17 protein-coding genes and 2 pseudogenes are annotated in these 20858 nt (G+C 71.9%); 9 read left to right on the top strand and 10 right to left on the bottom strand.

Annotated elements, in window-relative coordinates:
• Nucleotides 1-2: 2 nt before the first annotated feature.
• The 5 genes from sigM to I8N68_RS19665 all read left to right on the top strand — a co-directional run bounded on the left by sigM (nt 3) and on the right by I8N68_RS19665 (nt 4745).
• Complete coding sequence (gene sigM, locus I8N68_RS19685; RefSeq protein WP_200212105.1) at nt 3-794, top strand: RNA polymerase sigma factor SigM; 792 nt, start codon at nt 3-5, stop codon at nt 792-794.
• On the top strand, nt 791-1846 hold the full coding sequence (locus I8N68_RS19680; RefSeq protein ID WP_200212097.1) for an RsmA family anti-sigma factor: 1056 nt from the start codon (nt 791-793) through the stop codon (nt 1844-1846). Before sigM ends, I8N68_RS19680 begins: the two co-directional genes overlap by 4 nt.
• Before the next feature lie 192 nt (nt 1847-2038).
• On the top strand, nt 2039-2992 hold the full coding sequence (gene trxB, locus I8N68_RS19675) for a thioredoxin-disulfide reductase (protein ID WP_200212095.1): 954 nt from the start codon (nt 2039-2041) through the stop codon (nt 2990-2992).
• Nucleotides 2993-3031: 39 nt separating this feature from the next.
• The gene (gene trxA, locus I8N68_RS19670; RefSeq protein ID WP_091199733.1) at nt 3032-3355 is read left to right on the top strand and encodes a thioredoxin; all 324 of its coding nucleotides are present in this window, start codon (nt 3032-3034) and stop codon (nt 3353-3355) included.
• A 229-nt stretch (nt 3356-3584) separates the two neighbouring features.
• On the top strand, nt 3585-4745 hold the full coding sequence (locus tag I8N68_RS19665; protein WP_200212092.1) for an N-acetylmuramoyl-L-alanine amidase: 1161 nt from the start codon (nt 3585-3587) through the stop codon (nt 4743-4745).
• Nucleotides 4746-4748: 3 nt separating this feature from the next.
• On the opposite strand, the gene I8N68_RS19660 is transcribed toward I8N68_RS19665, so the two are convergent.
• A complete protein-coding gene (locus I8N68_RS19660; protein ID WP_200212084.1) occupies nt 4749-5414 on the bottom strand; it encodes a GNAT family N-acetyltransferase in 666 nt (221 codons plus the stop codon).
• Nucleotides 5415-5711: 297 nt separating this feature from the next.
• Between I8N68_RS19660 and I8N68_RS19655 the strand changes: the two genes are divergently transcribed.
• Together I8N68_RS19655 and I8N68_RS19650 are read left to right on the top strand one after the other, a co-directional pair.
• On the top strand, nt 5712-7025 hold the full coding sequence (locus I8N68_RS19655) for an aminotransferase-like domain-containing protein (protein ID WP_200212080.1): 1314 nt from the start codon (nt 5712-5714) through the stop codon (nt 7023-7025).
• A gap of 7 nt (nt 7026-7032) precedes the next feature.
• Nucleotides 7033-8028: a D-alanine--D-alanine ligase family protein gene (locus tag I8N68_RS19650; protein ID WP_200212078.1), complete on the top strand. Its 996-nt coding sequence runs from the start codon at nt 7033-7035 to the stop codon at nt 8026-8028.
• A 42-nt stretch (nt 8029-8070) separates the two neighbouring features.
• On the opposite strand, the gene I8N68_RS19645 is transcribed toward I8N68_RS19650, so the two are convergent.
• The 9 genes from I8N68_RS19645 to rpmH all read right to left on the bottom strand — a co-directional run bounded on the left by I8N68_RS19645 (nt 8071) and on the right by rpmH (nt 17556).
• On the bottom strand, nt 8071-8853 hold the full coding sequence (locus tag I8N68_RS19645; protein WP_372433769.1) for a hypothetical protein: 783 nt from the start codon (nt 8851-8853) through the stop codon (nt 8071-8073).
• 2101 nt (nt 8854-10954) lie between these two features.
• Nucleotides 10955-11968: a ParB/RepB/Spo0J family partition protein gene (locus I8N68_RS19640; RefSeq protein WP_200212069.1), complete on the bottom strand. Its 1014-nt coding sequence runs from the start codon at nt 11966-11968 to the stop codon at nt 10955-10957.
• A 27-nt stretch (nt 11969-11995) separates the two neighbouring features.
• Entirely contained in the window at nt 11996-13402 is a 1407-nt protein-coding gene (locus tag I8N68_RS33965) for a ParA family protein (protein WP_307812887.1), read from the bottom strand.
• A gap of 250 nt (nt 13403-13652) precedes the next feature.
• Nucleotides 13653-14384 carry a 16S rRNA (guanine(527)-N(7))-methyltransferase RsmG gene (gene rsmG / locus I8N68_RS19630; RefSeq protein WP_307812896.1) on the bottom strand — a complete coding sequence of 244 codons (732 nt, stop codon included), beginning with the start codon at nt 14382-14384 and terminating at the stop codon, nt 13653-13655.
• Nucleotides 14385-14913: 529 nt separating this feature from the next.
• Entirely contained in the window at nt 14914-15498 is a 585-nt protein-coding gene (locus I8N68_RS19625) for a Jag family protein (protein ID WP_200212060.1), read from the bottom strand.
• Nucleotides 15499-15710: 212 nt separating this feature from the next.
• Nucleotides 15711-16688 carry a membrane protein insertase YidC gene (yidC, locus tag I8N68_RS19620; RefSeq protein ID WP_200212058.1) on the bottom strand — a complete coding sequence of 326 codons (978 nt, stop codon included), beginning with the start codon at nt 16686-16688 and terminating at the stop codon, nt 15711-15713.
• A 3-nt stretch (nt 16689-16691) separates the two neighbouring features.
• A complete protein-coding gene (yidD, locus tag I8N68_RS19615; protein ID WP_307812886.1) occupies nt 16692-16931 on the bottom strand; it encodes a membrane protein insertion efficiency factor YidD in 240 nt (79 codons plus the stop codon).
• 44 nt (nt 16932-16975) lie between these two features.
• Nucleotides 16976-17389 (bottom strand): ribonuclease P protein component, encoded by a 414-nt coding sequence (rnpA, locus tag I8N68_RS19610; protein WP_200212054.1) that lies wholly within the window; start codon nt 17387-17389, stop codon nt 16976-16978.
• Between the two features lie 29 nt (nt 17390-17418).
• Nucleotides 17419-17556: a 50S ribosomal protein L34 gene (rpmH, locus tag I8N68_RS19605; RefSeq protein ID WP_200212048.1), complete on the bottom strand. Its 138-nt coding sequence runs from the start codon at nt 17554-17556 to the stop codon at nt 17419-17421.
• A gap of 638 nt (nt 17557-18194) precedes the next feature.
• On the opposite strand from rpmH, the pseudogene I8N68_RS34560 reads away from it, so the two are divergent.
• Nucleotides 18195-18492: pseudogene (locus I8N68_RS34560) on the top strand (chromosomal replication initiator protein DnaA); the annotation flags it as partial.
• 446 nt (nt 18493-18938) lie between these two features.
• Nucleotides 18939-20078, top strand: a pseudogene (gene dnaA, locus I8N68_RS34555) (chromosomal replication initiator protein DnaA); the annotation flags it as partial.
• Between the last annotated feature and the right edge of the window lie 780 nt (nt 20079-20858).

Genomic DNA, 20858 nt, shown 5'->3' with positions numbered 1-20858 from the left:
TGATGGACGCCCGGGGCGAGGGAGGGGTCGGTACGCCGGCGAGCGGTCCGCCGGTGGCCGTGCCGACCCACGCGGGACCGGACACCGGGACGACCGACGTCGAACTGCTCCGGGCGCACGTGGCCGGCGACCGGGACGCCTTCACCACGTTGTTCCACCGCCACCGGGACCGCCTCTGGGCGGTGGCGCTGCGTACCCTGGGCGACCGCGAGGAGGCCGCCGACGCCCTGCAGGACGCGTTGCTCTCCGCGCACCGTGGGGCGGCCCGCTTCCGGGGTGAATCCGCGGTCACCACCTGGCTGCACCGGATCGTGGTGAACGCCTGTCTGGACCGGATCCGCCGCCGGCAGGCACACGCCACGGTCCCGCTGCCGGACGGCGTGCACACCGACGGCGAGCCCGGCCGGCACACCGGCGGGGTGGAGCCGGCCGCCCCGGTGCGCGACCACGACACCGCCCTGGTGGTCCGGCAGGCTCTGGCGGAGCTGCCGGTTGAGCAGCGCGCCGCGCTGATCCTGGTCGACGTGCAGGGCTACCCGGTGGCCGAGGTGGCCCGCATCCTCGGTGTCGCGGAGGGGACGGTCAAGAGTCGCTGTGCCCGGGGCCGGGCCCGGCTGGCCACCCTGCTGGGCCACCTGCGGACCGGGGTCGACGGTCCGTCGGTGGCGCCCCGTCCGGACGTTCGCGGCGCCGCCGACATGCCGCGCGTCACTGCCGGGAACCCGCGACCGCCGGAAGGCGTCGAATCGGCGCCGGGGTGGTCCCGGCGGGTGGCCAACGAGGAGGAACTGTGACTCCCGGGAAGTTCAGCGAGGTCGACCACGACCTGCTCGCCGACTACGTCGGTGGGGCGCTGGACGGCACCCCGGAGCGGGTCAGGGTCGCCCGCCTGATCGAGGAGGACCGGGCGTGGGCCGGCGCGTACGCCGCGCTGGCGCCGGCGGTGGAGCTGGTCCGGGCCGATCTGGCCGGTTGGGCCGCCGCCACACCCGAGATGCCCCTGGCCATCGCGGAGCGGCTCGCCGCGGCGCTCGCCGGTGCCGGCCCGGCCCCGGCGCCGGCCGATGTCGACGTGGCCGCCGCCGACGCGGCCACGGACCCGCTCGACGCGGGGTCGGTCGACGACCGCGGCCGGCCGGTGGGCGCCGGGAGGCTCGGTGCGCCCGGGCGACCGTCCGGCGGAGCGGGCACCGTACCGGTGCAGCCGACCGGCCAGCGACGTACCGGCGGGGGGAGCCGACCCGCCGACGTCCCCGCGCGCGGCACCGGGCCCGGCCGCCGGGCGCGGCGCTGGGCCCGGATCGCCGGACCGGTGGCCCTGGCGGCGGCCTCGGTGGGCGCCGTCGGGCTGGGCCTCGGCCAGCTGACCTCCGCCGGCGACACGGCGGTGACGGCCGACCGCGCTGCGGGCGACAACGCCGGCGCGCCGAATCCGCTGGCAGCCGAGCCGTTCCGGACGACCGGCCCGGCGCAGCGCAGCGGTATCGACTACACCCCTGAGCAGCTGTCCGGGGCGAACGGGTCGAAGACCCCCCTGGCGGCGGCCACCAGCGCCCGGGGGACCGCCGAGGTGGCACCGGATGACCACCGGGCGCCCTTCGCCGGCGGGCTGGACCGGCTCACCGGTCCGGACGCGCTGCGGAACTGCCTCGCCGCGATCACCGCGGAACACGCGACCGGGGCGGCGACCGTTGAGGTGGTCGACTACGCGTCGTTCCAGGGGCGGCCGGCCCTGGTCGTCACCCTCGTCGACGGGGCTGGCGCACGCTGGGCGTGGGTGAGCGGACCGGAGTGCGGGGTGCCTGGGTCCGGCGCGGACACCCGGTTCCGAACGCGGGTAGGGTGAGATCGCGGTCATCGGCGGCTGCCGCTTTGCGTGACGTGACCCACCGGATGACCGGCTCGGGAATCTCCGCTTCGTACGATGACGTTCTGCAAGTCAGGCGCCGACGCCGCTCAGCCGTCGGCACTCGGATCGGCATCGGCCCGGCAGCAGTCAGCCGGAACGGATGACGAACACACACATCGGGAGACGGCAGTGGACGAGGTCCGCAACCTGATCATCATCGGCTCCGGGCCGGCCGGTTACACCGCGGCGGTCTATGCCGCGCGCGCCAACCTCAAGCCGCTCATCATCGAGGGCACGCAGTCCGGCGGCGCGTTGATGACGACCACCGAGGTGGAGAACTTCCCCGGTTTCGCGGACGGCATCCTCGGTCCCGAGCTGATGGACAACATGCGCAAGCAGGCCGAGCGGTTCGGCGCGGAGTTCCTGACCGACGACGTCACCCGGGTCGAGCTGACGGACACCGGCGACACCGGCTCGGGCGCCACCAACACCGTCTGGGTGGGCGAGACCGCGTACCGGGCGAAGGCCGTGATCCTCTCCACCGGCTCCGCCTGGCGCCCGCTGGGTGTGCCGGGCGAGCAGGAGTACCTCGGCCACGGCGTGTCGTCCTGCGCCACCTGTGACGGCTTCTTCTTCCGCAACCAGCACATCGTCGTCGTCGGCGGTGGCGACTCGGCGATGGAGGAGGCCAGCTTCCTGACCCGGTTCGCCGACTCCGTCACCATCATCCACCGCCGCGACTCCTTCCGGGCCAGCAAGATCATGGCCGGCCGGGCGCTCGGCAACGACAAGATCAAGGTCGAGTGGAACTCCACTGTCGAGGAGATCCTCGGCGCCGACGGCAAGGTCAGCGGGGTCCGGGTGCGCAACGTGCACACCGGCGAGATCAAGGTGCTCGACGTCACCGGTGTCTTCGTGGCCATCGGTCACGACCCGCGCAGTGAACTCTTCCGCGGCCAGGTCGAACTCGACGACGAGGGGTACGTGAAGGTGCAGGCGCCGAGCACCCGGACCAGCATCCCGGGTGTCTTCGCGGCCGGCGACCTGGTCGACCACACCTACCGGCAGGCGATCACGGCGGCCGGTACGGGTTGCGCCGCGGCCCTGGACGCCGAGCGCTTCATCGCCACCCTGCAAGGCTGAAACATCTTCGTAAAGCAGTACCCGGAGGAGGGGTTCATAGTGGGAGCAACCAAGGCGGTCACGGACGCGAGCTTCGCGAGCGACGTGCTGAAGTCCGACAAGCCGGTTCTGGTGGACTTCTGGGCGGAGTGGTGCGGACCGTGCCGCAAGGTGTCACCGCTGCTGGAAGAGATCGCGGGCGAGATGGGTGACCAGGTCACCATCGTCAAGCTCAACATCGACGAGAACCCCGAGACCGCCCGGGCGTACCGGGTGATGTCCGTGCCGACCCTTACCGTCTTCAAGAACGGCGAGCCGGTGCAGTCCATCGCCGGCGCCAAGCCGAAGGGCGAGTTGGTAAAGCTCATCGAGTCGGCGCTGTAGACCCGACGCCGACCCGCGGAACCCCGCGCCCGATCTTCGGGCGCGGGGTTCCTCTTTTCCCCGTCCCGCCCGCCGTGGACCCGTTGACCTGCGCGAACCCGGGCCGGGCAGTGACCGCTCACGGTACGCTCCGTAGGCATCCGCAGCGGGGAAGCCCGCCGTCGGAGTCTCGCCTCTTCGAGGGACCGCGGGGCCCGGCCAGCCAGCATCCGTGCAGAGGGGGTCGTGCGTGCGTCCGATCCGACCCGGTGACCGGGGAGCCGCGGTGACGGAGATTCGCACCGTCCTCACCGGTCTCGACCTCCTCCCCTCCGACGGTCACGGCGACGAGTTCGACGCGGAGACCGAACGGGCCGTTCGCGCGTTCCAGCAGTCCCGCGGGCTGAGCGTCGACGGCCGGGTCGGCTCGGAGACCTGGCAGGCGCTGGACGCCGCCCGCTGGCGGCTCGGTGCCCGCACGCTCTACCACGCCGTACCCGAGCCGCTGACCGGCGAGGACGTCCGGTCGCTCCAGGAACGCCTGCTGGAGATGGGGTACGACGTGGGCCGCGCCGACGCCATCTACGGGATCCGCACCTCCCGGGCGGTCGCCCAGTTCCAGCGGGAGATGGGGCTGAAGCCGGACGGCGCCTGCGGCCCGCACACCATGGGTACGCTGCGCCGCCTGGGCCGGAAGGTGGTCGGCGGGCGGCCGCAGTGGCTGCGCGAGTCCGACGCCATCCGGCAGGCCGGACCGACGCTGGTCGGGCGGACGGTGGTGATCGACCCCGGGCACGGCGGCACCGACCCCGGGGTGGTGGTGCCGGACGGTCCGCTGCGCTGGACCGAGGCGGACATCGTGCACGACCTGGCCAGCCGGCTGGAGGGCCGGCTCGCCGCAGCCGGCGTACGGGTGCAGCTCACCCGCGGCCCGGCCCCGGAGACCTGCCTGCCCGACGCCGACCGGGCGCAGCTGGCCAACTCGCTCGGCGCCGACGTCTTCATCTCGCTGCACACCGACGGGCACGCCAACCCGGCCGCGAACGGGGTGGCGACCTACCACTACGGCACCAACAACGGGGTCACCTCGGCCACCGGCGAGCGGCTGGCCGGCCTGGTGCAGCGGGAGATCGTGGTCCGGACCGGGCTGCGCGACTGCCGCACCCACGCCAAGGCGTGGGACCTGCTGCGGTTGACCAGGATGCCAGCGGTCCGGGTGGAGGTCGGCTACCTGACCTCACCGGAGGACCGGGGCCGGCTGGTCGACCCCCGGTTCCGGGACCGGGTGGTCGAGGCGATCGTCGCCGCGGTGCAGCGGATGTACTTCCCGATCGAGCGGGACGTGCCGACCGGCTCGATCGACGTCAGCGAACTGCGTGCGGTGGTGGCCGCCGGCACGGTGGTGGACTGAGCGTCAGCCGGTGGTGGAGCGGGTCACCGGGGCCGGACGGACGGGCCGGAGCAGCGTCTCCGGGCTCATCGAACCGAGCAGCTTCTCCAGCGCGTACTCGACGTCGGACTTCCAGCTCAGCGCGGTGCGCAGTTCCAGCCGCAGGCGCGGGTAACGCGGGTGCGGGCGGACCGTCTTGAAGCCCACCGACAGGAAGAAGTCGGCCGGCGCGACGCAGGCCCGGGTCGCATCGTCGCCGTCGCCGAACTTGGCGTCGCCGAACGCCTCGATGGCCTTGATGCCACGCTTGGTCAGGTCCCGGGCGACGCCCTGGACGAGCATCCGGCCCAGTCCGCCGCCCGCGAAGGGGGGCACCACGTTCGCGGTCATCAGCAGCGCGGCGTCCGCGGACACCGGCGAGGTGGGAAAGGCCATCGAGCGCGGGACGTACGCCGGCGGGGCGTACATGACGAAGCCGGCGGGCATCCCGTCGACGTACACCAGCTTGCCGCAGGAACCCCACTCCAGCAGGGTCTGGGAGACCCAGGCCTCCTTCTCCAGCCCCGGGTCGCCAGCCGCGCAGGCGCGGTCCGCGGAGACCGGATCCAGCTCCCAGTAGACGCACTGCCGGCACGGGCGAGGCAGGTCTTCCAAGGTGTCGAGGGTCAGACTGACCAGACGTCGCGACATCAGCGCATCCCCACCCATAGGCTCGCCAGGTGAAACCACCGCGGTGCTCACGCCGCCGCTTTCCTGCCCCCGACGAGCGATCGTACGCCCCCACCCGACCGTACGGGAGGGGACGCGCGAACGCCCACCCGAGCCGGTGACGGCCCGGTCCGGGATGTGGACGGACCTCATCTCAGCATCCCGATGCTGGTCCGCGGGGACTACGATCGAGCAACCGGCCGCGCGCCGCCATGGTCGCCGGCATCGCGGGTACCACACCGGGCGGCAGCCCCGCCGACACCCGACCGAGGTGATGTCATGACCGGCACGACGCTCGACGACTACACCGACCGGTACGCCCGGCGGGTCCGCGGGATGACCGCCTCGGAGATCCGAGCGCTCTTCGCGGTGGCCAGCCGTCCGGAGGTCGTCTCGCTCGCCGGTGGGGCCCCGTACATCGCCGCGCTGCCGCTCGACGCGGTCGGCGAGATGCTCGGCCGGCTCGGCTCCGAGCACGGCGCCACCACCCTCCAGTACGGCATCGGCCAGGGCACGCTGGAGCTGCGCGAGCGGATCTGCGAGGTGATGGCCCTCTCCGGGATCGACGCCGCCTGCGGCGCGTCGCCGGAGGACGTGGTGGTGACCGTCGGCGGCCAGCAGGCGCTGGACCTGGTGGCCCGGCTCTTCCTGGACCCGGGTGACGTGGTGCTCGCCGAGGGACCGACCTACGTCGGGGCGCTCGGGGTGTTCCAGGCCGCCCAGGCCCAGGTCGCGCACGTGCCGATGGATGACGACGGGCTGATCCCGGAGGCGTTGGAGGCGGCCATCGCCGACCTGGCCCGCGCCGGGCGGCGGGTGAAGTTCCTCTACACCATCCCGACCTACCAGAACCCGACCGGCGTGACGCTGACCGAGGAGCGGCGGGAGCGGGTGCTCGACATCTGCGAACGGGCGGGCCTGCTCGTGGTCGAGGACGACCCGTACGGCCAGCTCGGTTTTGAGGGGGAGGCGCCCGCGCCGCTGCGGGCCCGCCGCCGCGACGGGGTCTTCTACCTGAGCACCTTCTCCAAGACCTTCGCCCCCGGCCTGCGGGTCGGCTGGATCCTGGCCCCGCACGCCGTCCGCGACAAGCTGGTGATCGCCAGTGAGGCGCAGATCCTCTGCCCCAGCGGGTACGCCCAGGCCGCGGTCTCCACCTACCTCGGCACCATGCCGTGGCGGCAGCAGCTGAAGGTGTACCGGGAGGTCTACCGGGAGCGCCGCGACGCGATGCTGGACGCGCTGGCGGACCTGATGCCGGCGGGCACCACCTGGACCACCCCCGGCGGCGGCCTCTTCGTCTGGGCGACGCTGCCCGACGGCCTGGACTCGAAGGCGATGATGCCGCGGGCGATCGCCGCCCGGGTGGCGTACGTGCCCGGTACCGGCTTCTACGCCGGCGACGCCGGCGGCGGCAACATGCGGCTCAACTTCTCCTTCCCGCCGCCGGAGCGGATCCGGGAGGGCGTCCGCCGGCTGGCCGGCGTGATGGAGCAGGACATCGCCATGCGCCGGGTCTTCGGCACGGTCGGCGGTGCCGGGGTGCGCCGCCGGCAGGGCGGCTCGGACGCGCCCGGTCCCGACTTGGCATGATTCCGGCATGGCTGTCACCTCCGCTGCCGGGAACCTCGTGACCGATCCCGCCGTCACCGCCGAGCTGCACGTGCTGGTGCTCGCCGGTGGGCTCTCCTACGAGCGCGACGTCTCGCTCCGGTCCGGGCGGCGGGTGCTCGATGCGCTGCGTGCCGTGGGCGTGGAGGCCGAACTGCGGGACGCCGACATCGCCCTGCTGCCTGCGCTGGCCGCTGACCCGCCGGACGCGGTGGTGATCGCCCTGCACGGCGCCACCGGCGAGGACGGCTCGCTGCGCGGCGTGCTCGACCTCTGTGACGTCCCGTACGTCGGCTGCGATGCCCGTGCGTCCCGGCTCGCCTGGGACAAGCCGTCCGCGAAGGCGGTGCTCCGCGAGGCCGGCATCCCCACCCCGGACTGGGTGGCCCTGCCGCACGACCGCTTCTCCGAGTTGGGCGCGGTGGCCGTGCTGGACCGGATCGTCGACCGGCTCGGCCTGCCGCTGATGGTCAAGCCGGCGCAGGGCGGCTCCGGACTGGGCGCCGCGGTGGTCCGGGACGCCGGGTCGCTCCCGGCCGCGATGGTCGGCTGCTTCGCGTACGACCAGACGGCGCTGGTGGAGCGCTACGTGCCCGGCATGGATGTGGCGGTGTCGGTACTCGACCTCGGCGCGGGCCCACAGGCGCTGCCCCCGGTGGAGATCGTGCCCCGCAACGGCGTCTACGACTACGCCGCCCGCTACACCGCCGGCCGGACCACCTGGCACGCCCCTGCCCGGCTCGACCCCGAGGTGAGCGAGCGGGTGGCCGAGGTGGCCCTCGCCGCGCACACCGCGCTCGGCCTGCGTGACCTCTCCCGGGTCGACCTGATCGTCGACGCCGCCGGGCAGCCGCACGTGTTGGAGGTCAACGTCTCCCCCGGGATGACCGAGACGTCGCTGTTGCCGTTGGCCATCCAGGCGGCCGGACTCGACTTCGGCCGGGTGCTCGGGACGCTGGTGGTCCGGGCCGCCGCCCGCCGCTGACCGACGGCCCCACTTCGTCCCGCGCCTGACGCGCCAGCCTCGCTACCCGCGCCAACCGGTCTGCCGGTCGGCGTCCGCGGCCGGGGTGTTGCCGTCCGGGACCACGTCCGCCGGGGTCGCGTCCTCCGCGTCCACGGACTCGCCCGACGGCTCCGGAATCTCCTCGGCGGCCTCGATCACGGAGACGGCCTCCTCGTCGGCGGTCTCCGCCTGGTCGGGCGGGGAGGTGGAGAAGCGCGACGGCGCATGCCACTGGATACGCGGCGGCTCCGCCAGCGGTCGCCCGCCGAACTCGGCTAGCCAGGCGGCGACCATGGCCAGGTTCTCCCGCCACTGCGCCTCGGAGATGGGGGGCAGGATCGAATCCCAGAGCGAGAGAAACGTGCCGCGTAGCTGGAGCCGCCCGTACGGCCGAGCGAGGAACCACATGTGCAGGTGCGCCGAGCCGTCGCCCCAGCGGTTGACATGGACCCGGGCGACGCCGTCGAGGGACCGGATGGCGCGTTCCAGTCGTACCGTCATGACGCCCAACTCGGCGGCGAGCAGGTTGGGCAGGTCACCGAGGTCGAGATGGGAGCGGGACTCCAGGATCAGCACCATGGGCAGGCCGGTGGGCCGGTCCATCGTGCGTACCCGCCACCGCTCACCCACCCAGATGTAGGCCTCGTCGGGTGCGTTGCAGGCGGTGCATTCCCGGTTCTCCTCGCCGCGACGGGGAGGTTCGACCGGGACCGGGTCGTCGAGCTGCTTGACACGAATGTCGCCCTCGAAGGGGAAGGAGGGCCACTGGGTGAAATCCGGAACTGAGGGAGGGGTGTCCTGCACGACGCTGACCCTAACCGAGACGACGACCCCTGTCCCTACCCGATTCCTTGATCACCGCCGTGCGACGCAGCGCCCACTGTCGATTGCCCGGACTCCAGTTCCGAGTTTCCGGGGGCTTGTCCACCAGGTTGTCCACAGGCCGCTGAGATCACCAGCACACCGCGTCATCCACAGGTCAGCACATGTTTCTCAGCGCTGTTTCACGTGAAACGGGGGTGGCCTGTGGAAAACCGCTGTGGATAACCAAACCGCGTCGGCGATGCATCCGCAGTCCCGTCGCGGCTACCCGCTCAGCCCCCTCTTCCTAACGAACCAGCCGGCGATCGGCACCGCCCTCAGGGGCGGTCTTTCGGAGCCTCCGGCGCGCCCACACGGGACGCCCCGAAGCAGGAACGCCGTTCGCTGGAGCGGGCAGCGCGAGGCGAAAAGGCCGGCGTGGCGAACGGCGGCGATCCGGCGCTGGCGGTGATCCGGCGCGGCGACCCGGTCCGGAGTATCCGGCTGGACCTTGTCGCTCGCCGAGTCCTCCTCCGGGCCTGTCCGGCGGAGCCACGTCGGGAAGCGCGGGTGGATTCGGGAGGTGCGGCGAGCCCGTCGAGGGACGGACTGCGCCAACCTTCAGCGCCTGCCGGGCCAACCCCGCCAGCACGGGTGGCCCCAGTCGGTGGCACCTGCCGGTCGCTCACCCCGGTGCGTCGGCTTGTTTCACGTGAAACACCCCTGCGGGCGAGGTCCCCTCCCGTCGGCCGAGCTGAGGAGCGCTGCCGACCGTGCCCGCTCGCGCAGGGGTGTGTCGCCCAGTGCCAACTGCCGGGCCTTTGCCGGGTGGCTACGGCTCGCGCCTAGTCGTGAACGTGGGCTTGCCTCGGCGGCCTGGGCATTGACGGCCCGGAGCCGATGCTCAGCCTCGACGCGCGCCGGAGCCGACCGGGGTGCTGGCCGTGGTGCCCCCCGAGCAGCCGGCGCTGGGACTGACTGGCTCAGCCTCGACGGAGCGGGAGCGTCGGCAACCCAGCACTCAGCCCCCTACGGTCCGGACCCGACGGCATCACCGGTTGAGGTGCCGCCGGAGCAGGTGCCGAGCCTGAATTGGTCTCGGAACCGACAACCTCCCTGCGATGGTTCCGCCCACAGCGGCTTGAGCTATGGCAGGTCTTCACCCTCGAGGCTCGACCCACAACGGCTCGACCGCGACGGCTCCGGCCAGGACGGCCCGACCAACGACGGCTCCACCGCGACGGCTCCACCGCGACGGCCCGACCAACGACGGCTCGACCAACGGCGAGGTCCGGCCACGTTCGTCCGGCCCCCACCGACACTTCAACCACCAACGGATCGACCACGACGGCACCGCCCATGGCTGAGGTCGCGAGCCCTGAGCGTTGAGTCGCCGGCACCCTGAGGATCACGAGCAGGGGAGGTGAGCTTCCCGGCGCTATTCGCACAAGGTTGACGGCGACCGGAAACAGGCTGCCCGTACCCCCAAGCCTTGCCCATCACGGCTTTGGTGTCGGCCTACCCGGACGTACCGATGCCCGACCTTCAGACCAGGACACGGAACGGCGCGGTGAAGTCTGGGCGTTGACAGAGGGCCTCCGGCCCTTGGTCGCCTCCGCCTACCCGGCCTGCCACGCGCACCCCGCCCCGGGGTCCTGGTTTCACGTGAAACAACACATCGCCGCCCTCGCCTGGAGCCGGAGGCCCAGGGGCCCGTCCTGACTCATCAGGATCGCGTGGTTCGTCACGAGGCGCAGCCGGTCGCCCGCACCCTGGCCGGGGCGACCGTTCGCGGTTCCGTCAGCAAACTGATCGAGGTGGTCAGGCAAGTCGACCCCTCTCGTTCCCCACCGACCAGAGCGGCGGCGCCACCTCGCGGGTCGGGAGAGGGCGCTCAGCCGCCCGAGACGGCCATCGCGACGGCCACCCCGGACACGGACACCAGATCAGCCGTTGCAGCCCTCTGGGGCCCGTGTGGCCGCCATTCAGACCCTGGCACGCCGTCACGCCCCGGTAGCCCACTGCCCCGTCACCGGCCGGCAGCAGACGGAACGGCCGCGCAGTCCCGTTGCGGACCACGCGGCCGGGGCCGACGAGCAGGTGCTTACTCCTCGGGCTGCTCTTCCTGCCCGACCCCGATGATGCCCACGATCCGCTCCAGGTCGTCGACCGTGGCGAACTCGATGGTGATCTTCCCCTTGCTCCGGCCGATGTCGACCTTCACCCGGGTGTCGAAGCGGTCGGAGAGTCGGTCCGCCAGGTCGGTCAGCGCCGGGGCGTGCGGCTTGGGTCGCCGCTTGGCCGCCGGGCTCTTCGCCGGCCCGTCGGCCAGCGCCAGCGCCACCAGCTCCTCCGTCGCGCGTACGGAGATTCCCTCGGCGACGATCCGCAGCGCGAGCTGTTCCTGTGCCTCGGCATCGTCGAGGCTGAGCAGCGCCCGGGCGTGGCCGGCGGAGAGCACGCCGGCGGCGACCCGTCGCTGCACCGGGGCGGGGAGGTTCATCAGCCGGATGGTGTTGGAGATCTGCGGGCGGCTGCGGCCGATGCGCCGGGCGAGCTCCTCGTGGGTCGCGCCGAACTCCTCGAGCAGCTGCTGGTACGCGGCCGCCTCCTCCAGCGGGTTCAGGTTGGCGCGGTGGATGTTCTCCAGCAGCGCGTCCCGGAGCATCGCGTCGTCCTTGGTGTCCCGGACGATCGCGGGGATGTTGTCCCGGCCGACCGCCTGCGCGGCCCGCCAGCGCCGCTCACCCATGACGAGTTCGTACTTCTCGCCGTCGAGTTGGCGTACGACGATGGGCTGGAGGAAGCCGACCTCCTGGATCGAGGTCTTCAACTCCTCCAGCGCCTCCTCGTCGAAGACCTGCCGGGGCTGCTTCGGGTTCGGCACGATCGAGTCGACCGGGATCTCGGCGAAGCGGGCTCCCGGCACCGGGCTCAGCTCCGGCCCCGACTCCGCCACCGGGGCTACAGGTGCCGGGACGGCCGCCACGGGGGTCCCGTTCGGCACCGGGGCGACGGCCTCCACCTCACCGGTCGCCGGAGCGACGGGCTCCACCGGTGCGGTCGGGATCAGTGCCCCGAGCCCTCGACCCAGACCGCCGCGAGGACGGTTCTTCATGCGACGCCTCCCAGCGACTTCTCCGCATTACGCATTCCGGCTCACCGGCTCCTTGGCGCCCCGGTCCGCGATCTCCTGGGCGGCCTCGAAGTAGCTCGTCGCCCCCCGCGAACCGGGATCGTAGGTCATCACGGACTGCCCGTAACTCGGCGCCTCGGAGACCCGCACGTTCCGCGGGATCACGGCCTCGAGCACCTTGTCGCCGAAGTGGTTCCGGACGTCCTGCTCGACCGCATCCGCCAGCCGAGTACGCCGGTCGTACATGGTGAGCAGGATGGTGGAGACCTCGAGCTTCGGGTTGAGGTGCTGGCGAACCAGGTTGATGTTGTTGATGAGCTGGTTGAGGCCCTCCAGCGCGTAGTACTCGCACTGGATCGGGATCAGCACCTCCTGCGCGGCCACCAGCGCGTTGACCGTCAGGAGGCCGAGCGAGGGCGGGCAGTCGATGAAGACGTAGTCGAACTGGCCGGGGTACGCGGCGATGGCCCGGGCCAGCCGGGACTCCCGGGCGACCACGGAGACCAGCTCGATCTCGGCACCGGCGAGGTCGATCGTGGCCGGTACGCACCAGAGGTTCGGGATGCCCTCGACCGCCTGGGCCACCTCCTCGAGCGGCACGCTGTCGATTAGGCAGTCGTAGACATCGGGTACGCCGGTGTGGTGCGGGACGTTGAGCCCGGTGGAGGCGTTGCCCTGCGGGTCCAGATCGACCACCAGCACCCGGTTGCCGTGCAGGGCCAGAGCCACCGCCAGGTTCACCGTGGTCGTGGTCTTGCCCACGCCGCCCTTCTGGTTCGCGACGCACATGACCCGCGTCCGTTCCGGCCGAGGCATGGTCACCTCGCCACTGGGATTCAGGATGTGCACGGCGCGCATCGCTTCCATAGCCAACGGTGGGTCATCCTCTTCGCGCGTCGGGGTTTCACGTGAAACGTACGTGCTCGGGTTGGCGTCGAGTTCGTAGCCGTCGACCGGTGGAGTGTCGGCCGCGACCGCATCGGAGCCCGGTACCGCCTGCGGCGCGGACTGCTGCGCCACATCCGAGGCGGGCAGCGGCTCGAAGCGGGCGGGTGGGGCGGCGTTGCGCTGCACCGGGACCGGCCGGGGGTCGGCCACGTTGGCCGGCCGGGCGGCCGACTCCGGGGCCTCCCGCAGGGGTGGCAGGTTCGCCGGTACGCCCGACATCGGCTGCGCCCCGCCTGCCCCGGGTGGAAGGTTGGCCGGCACGCCCGAGACCGGATGAAGCCCGCCGCCCGAGGGGACGTCGTGCCGCACCACCGGGTCCGGGTCCGCCGGACGTGGCGCGGGGTCGCGGAACTCCGCGCCTCGCGACCACCCCTGCTGGTCGGTTTCACGTGAAACGGGGTCGGCGGCAGAGGATCGCCCTCCTGGCCCGGTCACTGGTGGATCGTCGTAGCTGCCGTCGTCATGCACCTGTCATCCCTACCCGCTCCGGATGGTCGGTCCGCACCCCGTCAATCGGTCGCACCCGCGCTCACCGCGCACGGCTACGGCCCGGCGGGAACGGTCGGGGTCCGGTGCCGTCCGGCACCGCCGTTCCACACTATCGACGCGCGGTCAGCCTACGGCGGACGGGCGCAGCGGGTCCATGTCGGGTTCTGCCCGGTCGGTGATCTCGCACCGTTTCAACGACCGGTCCCTCCACCGGAAAGCCCTTGCGGAATCAGCGATCCCGACCCCGGCCACTGCGCCGGCCGCCCCGGGACCGCTTCGCCGCGGCCTTCTTGCGCACCGGACCGACGATCCGCTCCCGGACCACCTCGATCACCGTCGCGGGTGGCTCGATCACGCCCTCTCCACAGCGACGCACCTCCGGCTGTCCGCCACCCAGGCGGATCACCGCCTCGGCGTGTTCGGCGATCTCATCTGGGGCGGAGGCCCCCTTCAGGGCGACCAGCCGACCGCCGGGCACGACCAGCGGCAGGCACCAGGCGGCGAGCCGGTCCAGCGGGGCGACCGCCCGCGCAGTGACGATGCCGCCGCTGAGTGGTGCGGCGTCGCGCGAGCCGGCGGCCGCCTCGTCCGCGCGACCCCGGAAGACCCGCACCATCTTGGTCAGGCCCAGGTGCTGCACCGCCTCGATGAGGAAGGAGGTGCGCCGGGCGAGCGGCTCGATCAGGGTGACGGTCAGGTCGGGTCGGGCGATGGCCAGCACCAGACCGGGTAGTCCGGCACCGGAGCCGACGTCGAGCACCGTCGCGCCCTCGGGGATCCGCTCGGCCACCGCCGCGCAGTTGAGCAGGTGCCGCTCCCAGATCCGGGGCGCCTCCCGCGGCCCGATCAGGCCGCGGACCACGCCGTCCGTCGCCAGCAGTTCCGCGTACGCGGCGGCGAGGTCGAGGCGGTCACCGAAGAGAGTGCGAGCGGCCTGGGCCAGCTCGGGCGGAAGAGTCACCGCGGCGGGAGACGGAAGTTCCTCGGACGCCTCGACGGCAGGATCGTCCGCCTCCGCGTAGAGATCGGCTGACGGCTCGTCGGCGGAACCCGGAGCGGTGGAGCCGGCCGGTCCGTCGACGAGTGTCGAATCCGCCGAGCCGGCCGGTTCGGCAGCGAACGCCGGGTCGAGCTCGGCCGGGCCGTCGACGAACGCCGGATCGACCGACCCGGCCGGGCCGTCGACGAACGCCGGGTCCACCGAGCCGGCCGGTTTGGCGGTGAACGCCGGATCGGCGGTGCCAGCAGGCGTACCGGAGAAGGCCGGCTCGATCGAGCCCGCCGGCGCGTTCGTGACCGGCTCGTCTACCGGACCGGACGGCGGACCCGACCGGGGCGCGCCAGCGGGCGACTGCGCGGAGTCGGCGATGCCGTCGGAGAAGAGCGGGGCGGGTTCGGCGGTGGGTTCAGGCCGGACAGGGGACGGCCCGGACGGCGCACCGCCCGGGCCGGAGACGGCACCAGCCGTCGTCTCGTCGTGGGTCACCAGGTCAGTCCGCCGGCCGGACGATGATGCGCCGGCTCGGCTCGACGCCCTCGGACTCGCTCTCCACGCCGCTCATCGCGTTCACCACGTCGTGCACGCACTTGCGCTCGAACGCGGACATCGGCTCAAGGCGCACCGGCTCGCCGTACTCCTTGACCTTTTCCACTGCGTTCTTGGCCACGGCGGCGAGTTCCTTGCGCCGGTTGGCCCGGTAGCCGCCGACGTCGAGCAGCAGCCGGCTCGGGGTGCCCGTCTGCCGGAAGACCGCCAGCCGAGCCAACTCCTGGAGCGCCTCCAGGGTGGCGCCGCGCTGGCCGACCAGGTTCTGCAGGCTTGCACCTACCACCTCGACAACCGGACGGCCGCCGGAGACGAGCTCGTCGATGTCGCCGTCATAGTCGAGGATGTCGAGCAGTCCCTCGACGTAGTCCGCGGCGATCTCGCTCTGCCGGAACAGCTCGCTCTCGGCCGGTGCCTTCTTCTCCCGGGCCAACCCGCCCTCGGTCTCCTCGGCTTCCTCGACGACGGTGGCCGGCGCGGTCTCCTCGTCCAGGGACTGCTCGGCACTGGGGATGCTGGTGTCGGTCACGGTCTCATCTCCGTACTCGCTCGGCCGGACCGTCGGGTCCGCTGGTCTCCCGTGGCCGGCGGGAGGTCTCGCCGGTGCCCACGGGCACGTCTGTACGGGCAGTTTCGCCCGTGACCGCGCTGCGCGCGGCGGTTCCGGCCCGGCGCCGACCGTACGGTGGCTGCACGGGGCCGGAACGGGCCGCCGCCGGAAACCGACGACGGCCCGAGGGCTCAGCCCTGCCGCTTGGCGGGGCGCGTCTTCTTCGGGTTGACCGGCTTGGCGCCGGGCTTCGGCCCCGCCACCTTGGGGGTGGTCACCTGCGGCTTGGCCGGGGCCGGGGCGGCCTTGCGACCGAGCAGGCCGCCGGTCTTGGCCGGCTGGGCGGGGCGGCCGGCGGTGGCACCCGGCTTGGCGGTCACCATCGGCGGGAACTTGCGGAGCACCCACTGCTGCTGGCCGAGGGTGAAGAGGTTGTTGGTGACCCAGTAGATGATCACGCCGATCGGGAAGATCGAGCCGGAGACCAGCAGCGACACCGGGATGCCGTACAGCATCAGCCGCTGCACCATCCGCTGCTGCGGGTCCTCCGCCCAACCGGTCTTGAGGATCATCTGACGGCTGGTCAGGTAGGTGGTGGCGATCATGATCAGGACCAGGATCCCGGCGATCAGCTTGACCGTGCCGCCGTTGGCGCCGAGGCGGGCCAGCTCGTCGGCCGTCGAGCCGAACTTGCCGGCGATCGGGGCGGTGAAGAGCTTGGCGTTGGACGCGCTGTCGAACTGGTCGACGGTCCAGCCGTACAGGGACTTGCTCTGCTTGGCCGGGTCGAGCCGGCGCAGCACGTGGAAGAGGCCCAGGAAGACCGGGATCTGGAGGAACATCGGAAGGCAGCCCATCAACGGGTTGGCCTTTTCCTTCCGATAGAGCTCCATCATCTCCTTCTGGAGCGTCTCCCGGTCACCCTTGTGCTTCTCCTGGAGCTCCTTGACCCTCGGCTGGAGCGCCTGCATCGCCCGCTGCGACTTGATCTGCTTGACGAAAACCGGGAAGAGGATCACCCGGACCGTCACCACCAGGAAGATGATGGCGAGGATCCAGGACCAGTTCGTCCCGAGCACCGCGTCGACCGACACCCCGATGGCGTCCCAGGCCGAGTGCCAGGTCAGCAGGATCCACGAGATCGCGAAGTAGATCCAGTCGAGACTCAATTCTCAGGCTCCAGTCACATCGGCACGGGGGCGACCGCCCGGCTCCGGCACCGGGTCGTGTCCACCCGGGTGAAAGGGGTGGCAGCGCGACAGCCGCCGGACCGTCAGCCAGGCTCCCCGCAAAGCACCGTGCCGGGAGACCGCCTCCACGGCGTAGGCGCTGCACGACGGGTAGAACCGGCAGCGGGCCGGCAGCGCCGGGCTTATCCAACGACGGTACGCGATGATGGGCGCCAACAGCACTCGGGCACCGGTTGACGGGGGCCGCGGCGCGGTGTTTCCGCCGCTCACCGGGACCGCCGACCCCGTGGCGACCGGGCTGCGGCGATCGCGGCGTCCAGGTCGGCGCCGAGCCGGGCGTACGACGCCTCGGCGGCCGCGGGCAGCGCGCGTACCACCAGGGTGCTGCCGGCGGGGAGCTGGTCGAGCCGCTCGCGGACCAGATGGCGGAGCCGGCGTCGGACCGTGTTGCGGACCACCGCGTTGCCAACGGCCTTGGACACGACGAAGCCGGCGCGGCTCGGTGCGGAGGTGTCCACACCGAGGTCCCGCGCCGGCTCCGGCAAAGTGGTCCCGTCGGGCCCGGTGGTCGGGGGAAGGGTCAGGTGCACCACGAGGCCACCACGGCCGACGCGTCGGCCACCCCGGACCGCTGCGGCGAAGTCGCTACTGCGCCGCAGTCGCTGTGCGGCGGCCAGCACGACTGCCCACGTCCCCGGACCGGTCGGCGTCAGGCCGACAGGACGGTGCGGCCCTTGGCGCGACGGGTCGAGATGATGGCGCGGCCGGCTCGGGTGCGCATGCGCAGCCGGAAGCCGTGGGTCTTCGCGCGCCGGCGGTTGTTCGGCTGGAAGGTGCGCTTGCTCACGTCAGGCTCTCCGTTTTCGTACGCCCCACGCGGGGGATCGCCCGGGGTCGTGTGGTGGTCCAGGCCACCTCGACGGTGGCCCCGATCGGTGCTGCCCGGCGACGCGGGACCTCGGCGATGCGGGGAAGCGACCGCGGACAGCAAGCACCCATCACCCTAGCAGAGGGCGAGAGAGCAGCCGCTCCAGCCTACGCAGGGGCGCAATGACCGTCAAACGTCACACTCATCCTCTCCGCCGCGCTGGAAGCGCGGCCGAAGGGGCGGTTTTCACTGATGTTGACAAGGGTGCCACCGGTTCGGCGGTTGAAGACGCGGGGTCCGCGCTGTTAGCGTGCCCGATTGCGGTCAGCGTCGGGGGTCCGGTTGTCGCTGGCCGGCAAGACCGGACAAGGTAGTGAATCGTTCGGCACGGTGAACCCGCTTCAGCGCCTCCCGTACCTCAAGGGGGCAGGTCCGACCCGCGTCCGGTGGGCGGCCCCGATCGGTCGGTACACACAGGCTGTGGATAACTTGTGGATGACGACCGGTCAGCCGTCCGGGTGGGTGTGACGTACCACCCGCGCGAACGCGGTGGCGGGCCCGGAACGGTCGCTGGACAGCAGCGGCGGCCGGGAGCAGAGGCGAGGGGGTGCACGACGGTGACCGGAACAACCGACCTCGCCGCGGTGTGGGCGGCGGCGACCGACGAACTCGCCGACGAGATCATCTCCGCGCAGCAACGGGCGTACCTGCGCCTCACCCGCCTGCGGGCGATCGTCGAGGACACCGCGCTGCTCTCCGTCCCGGACGCGTTCACCCGGGACGTGATCGAGTCGCGGCTCCGCCCGGCGATCACCGAGGCGCTGAGCCGGCTGCTCGGCCGGGCCATCCAGGTGGCGGTCACCGTACGGGTGGCCGAGGAGGCGGCCGGTCGGCCCGCGGGCACCGGCTACCGCGGCGGCCCCGGACCGGCTGAGCTCGACGGCCCCCAGGACCTGCTCACCAACTTCGACCAGACCGGCCCGGCCCCGGACGCCACCGCGTTCCCCGGTCTCGGCTACCCGTCCCGGACCGACGACACCGGCTACCCGTCCCGAGCCGACGACACCGGCTACCCGTCTCGGACCGACGAACCCGGTTACCCCGAGGAGCGCTCGGAGCCACCGGCCGAGGAGCCGGCGCCGCGGCAGCGCACCGCCGACGGCGGCCGGCCGCAGCTCATTCCGGCCAGCCGGGACGGCCAGGACACCCTCTTCGGTACCGCCTTCGCCGAGCCGCTGCGCGCCCCCCGGCCCGCACGCGAGCGCCGGGGCTTCGACGAACGGGCCCGGGTCGAGCCGCCGGAGAGCCGCGGGTACGAGCCCCGGTACCGGGAGAACGCCGCCGCCGACCCGCAGTCGATGCGCGGCCTGCCCCGGGACGGCGGTACGGACAGCGGACCGGGTCGCGGCGGGGTGGACCGCCGGCCCGGCGGCCGGGACGACCGCCGGTTGCCCGGCGGCGCGGAGAGCGGCGGCAACCGGCTCAACCCGAAGTACATGTTCGAGACGTTCGTCATCGGCTCCTCGAACCGGTTCGCCCACGCGGCCAGCGTCGCGGTGGCCGAGTCACCGGCGAAGGCGTACAACCCGCTGTTCATCTACGGCAGCTCCGGGCTGGGCAAGACCCACCTGCTGCACGCCATCGGGCACTACGCCACCACGCTGGGCAACGCCCGCTCGGTCCGGTACGTCTCGACCGAGGAGTTCACCAACGACTTCATCAACTCGCTCCGGGACGACAAGACCAGTGCGTTCCAGCGCCGCTACCGGGACGTCGACATCCTGCTGATCGACGACATCCAGTTCCTGGAGAACCGGGAGCGGACGCAGGAGGAGTTCTTCCACACCTTCAACACCCTGCACAACGCCAACAAGCAGATCGTGATCTCCTCCGACCGCTCGCCGAAGCAACTGGCGACGCTGGAGGACCGGCTGCGGACCCGGTTCGAGTGGGGGCTGCTCGCCGACATCCAGCCGCCGGACCTGGAGACCCGGATCGCGATCCTGCAGAAGAAGGCGGCCCAGGAGCGGCTGTACGCCCCGCCGGACGTGCTGGAGTTCATCGCCTCCCGGGTGTCGAACTCGATCCGGGAACTGGAGGGGGCGTTGATCCGGGTCACCGCGTTCGCCAGCCTCACCCGGTCGACCGTCGAACTGTCGTTGGCCGAGGAGGTGCTGCGGGACTTCATGCCCGACGGCGCCGGGCCGGAGATCACCGCCGACCAGATCATGGTCTCCACGGCCGACTACTTCGGGGTGAGCCTGGAGGACCTGCGGGGCCACTCCCGTTCCCGGGTGCTGGTCAACGCCCGCCAGGTGGCCATGTACCTGTGCCGGGAGCTGACCGACCTATCACTGCCCCGGATCGGGCAGGCCTTCGGTGGCCGGGACCACACCACCGTCATGCACGCCGACCGGAAGATCCGGCAGCAGATGGCCGAGCGGCGCTCGCTCTACAACCAGATCGCCGAGCTGACCAACCGGATCAAGCAGAACACCTGAGTCGTACGCCACGCCGGCGCGCCGCCGGAGCTGGCACCTGGAACGCCCGGCCGGGCCTCGGCCGGGCGTTCTTCGCATCCGTGGGCGGCCCGGGTTGACCCTCAACCGGCTTGAGGGCCCAGGATCACGGTCATGTTCGTCCACAGGATCACCCGCTTGTCCACATCCCCTGTTCCACAGGCGGTGGAAAACCACGCTCCGTCCAGGCTCGGTTACCCACAGACTGTGGACAACTCCTGGGGACGAGGCTGTGGACGCCTGGGGACAGCGGTGAAGTTGTCCACCGACGACGCTCGACCTGTGGGCGGCCTGTTGAAGGTTCTGGGGATGACGTCGATCTCCGGTGTCCGGCCCGTCCACAGCCCTGGGGAGAAAACCCGTGGATTACCGGTGGACAACCGGTGGACAACCGTGGACAACCCGGGGGTCGACGGCGCCTGTGGATCGCGACACGGGTTGCACCCCGGGTTCTCCACAGCGAACCCACCGGTGGATAACCTGTCTGAGCTGCGTAGACGCGGGTTCTCCACAGTTTGCACAGGTGCGATGAAGACGATGAGTTATCTCTTCTAAAAGAATCAAAAACCAATCATCACCGTTGGACTTCCTGTGGATCGGCCCGGAGCCGCCGCCGGCGGTCGCTCCGGCACCTGGATCCACGGGGTCGGACGCACAGCCGATGCCCACGCGCCCTAAGGTGCGATGGGTACCCGCACGGTCAGGCGGGTCGGTAGGCAGCGGTCGGCATGAGAGAGTTGTCGCTGACGTCGACGCGGAGGC

The organism is Micromonospora coerulea (genome assembly GCF_016598485.1).
Classification (GTDB): domain Bacteria; phylum Actinomycetota; class Actinomycetes; order Mycobacteriales; family Micromonosporaceae; genus Micromonospora; species Micromonospora coerulea.
Note: the sequence above shows the minus strand (reverse complement) of the source record. Positions and strands in the feature narration are given on the sequence as shown.

Excerpts from the sequence above, each read along its gene's own strand:
- I8N68_RS19660 (WP_200212084.1), bottom strand. The coding sequence starts at position 5,414 with ATGTCGCGACGTCTGGTCAGTCTGACCCTCGACACCTTGGAAGACCTG.
- I8N68_RS19650 (WP_200212078.1), top strand. The coding sequence starts at position 7,033 with ATGGCTGTCACCTCCGCTGCCGGGAACCTCGTGACCGATCCCGCCGTC.
- I8N68_RS19655 (WP_200212080.1), top strand. The coding sequence starts at position 5,712 with ATGACCGGCACGACGCTCGACGACTACACCGACCGGTACGCCCGGCGG.
- sigM (WP_200212105.1), top strand. The coding sequence starts at position 3 with ATGGACGCCCGGGGCGAGGGAGGGGTCGGTACGCCGGCGAGCGGTCCG.
- I8N68_RS19640 (WP_200212069.1), bottom strand. The coding sequence starts at position 11,968 with ATGAAGAACCGTCCTCGCGGCGGTCTGGGTCGAGGGCTCGGGGCACTG.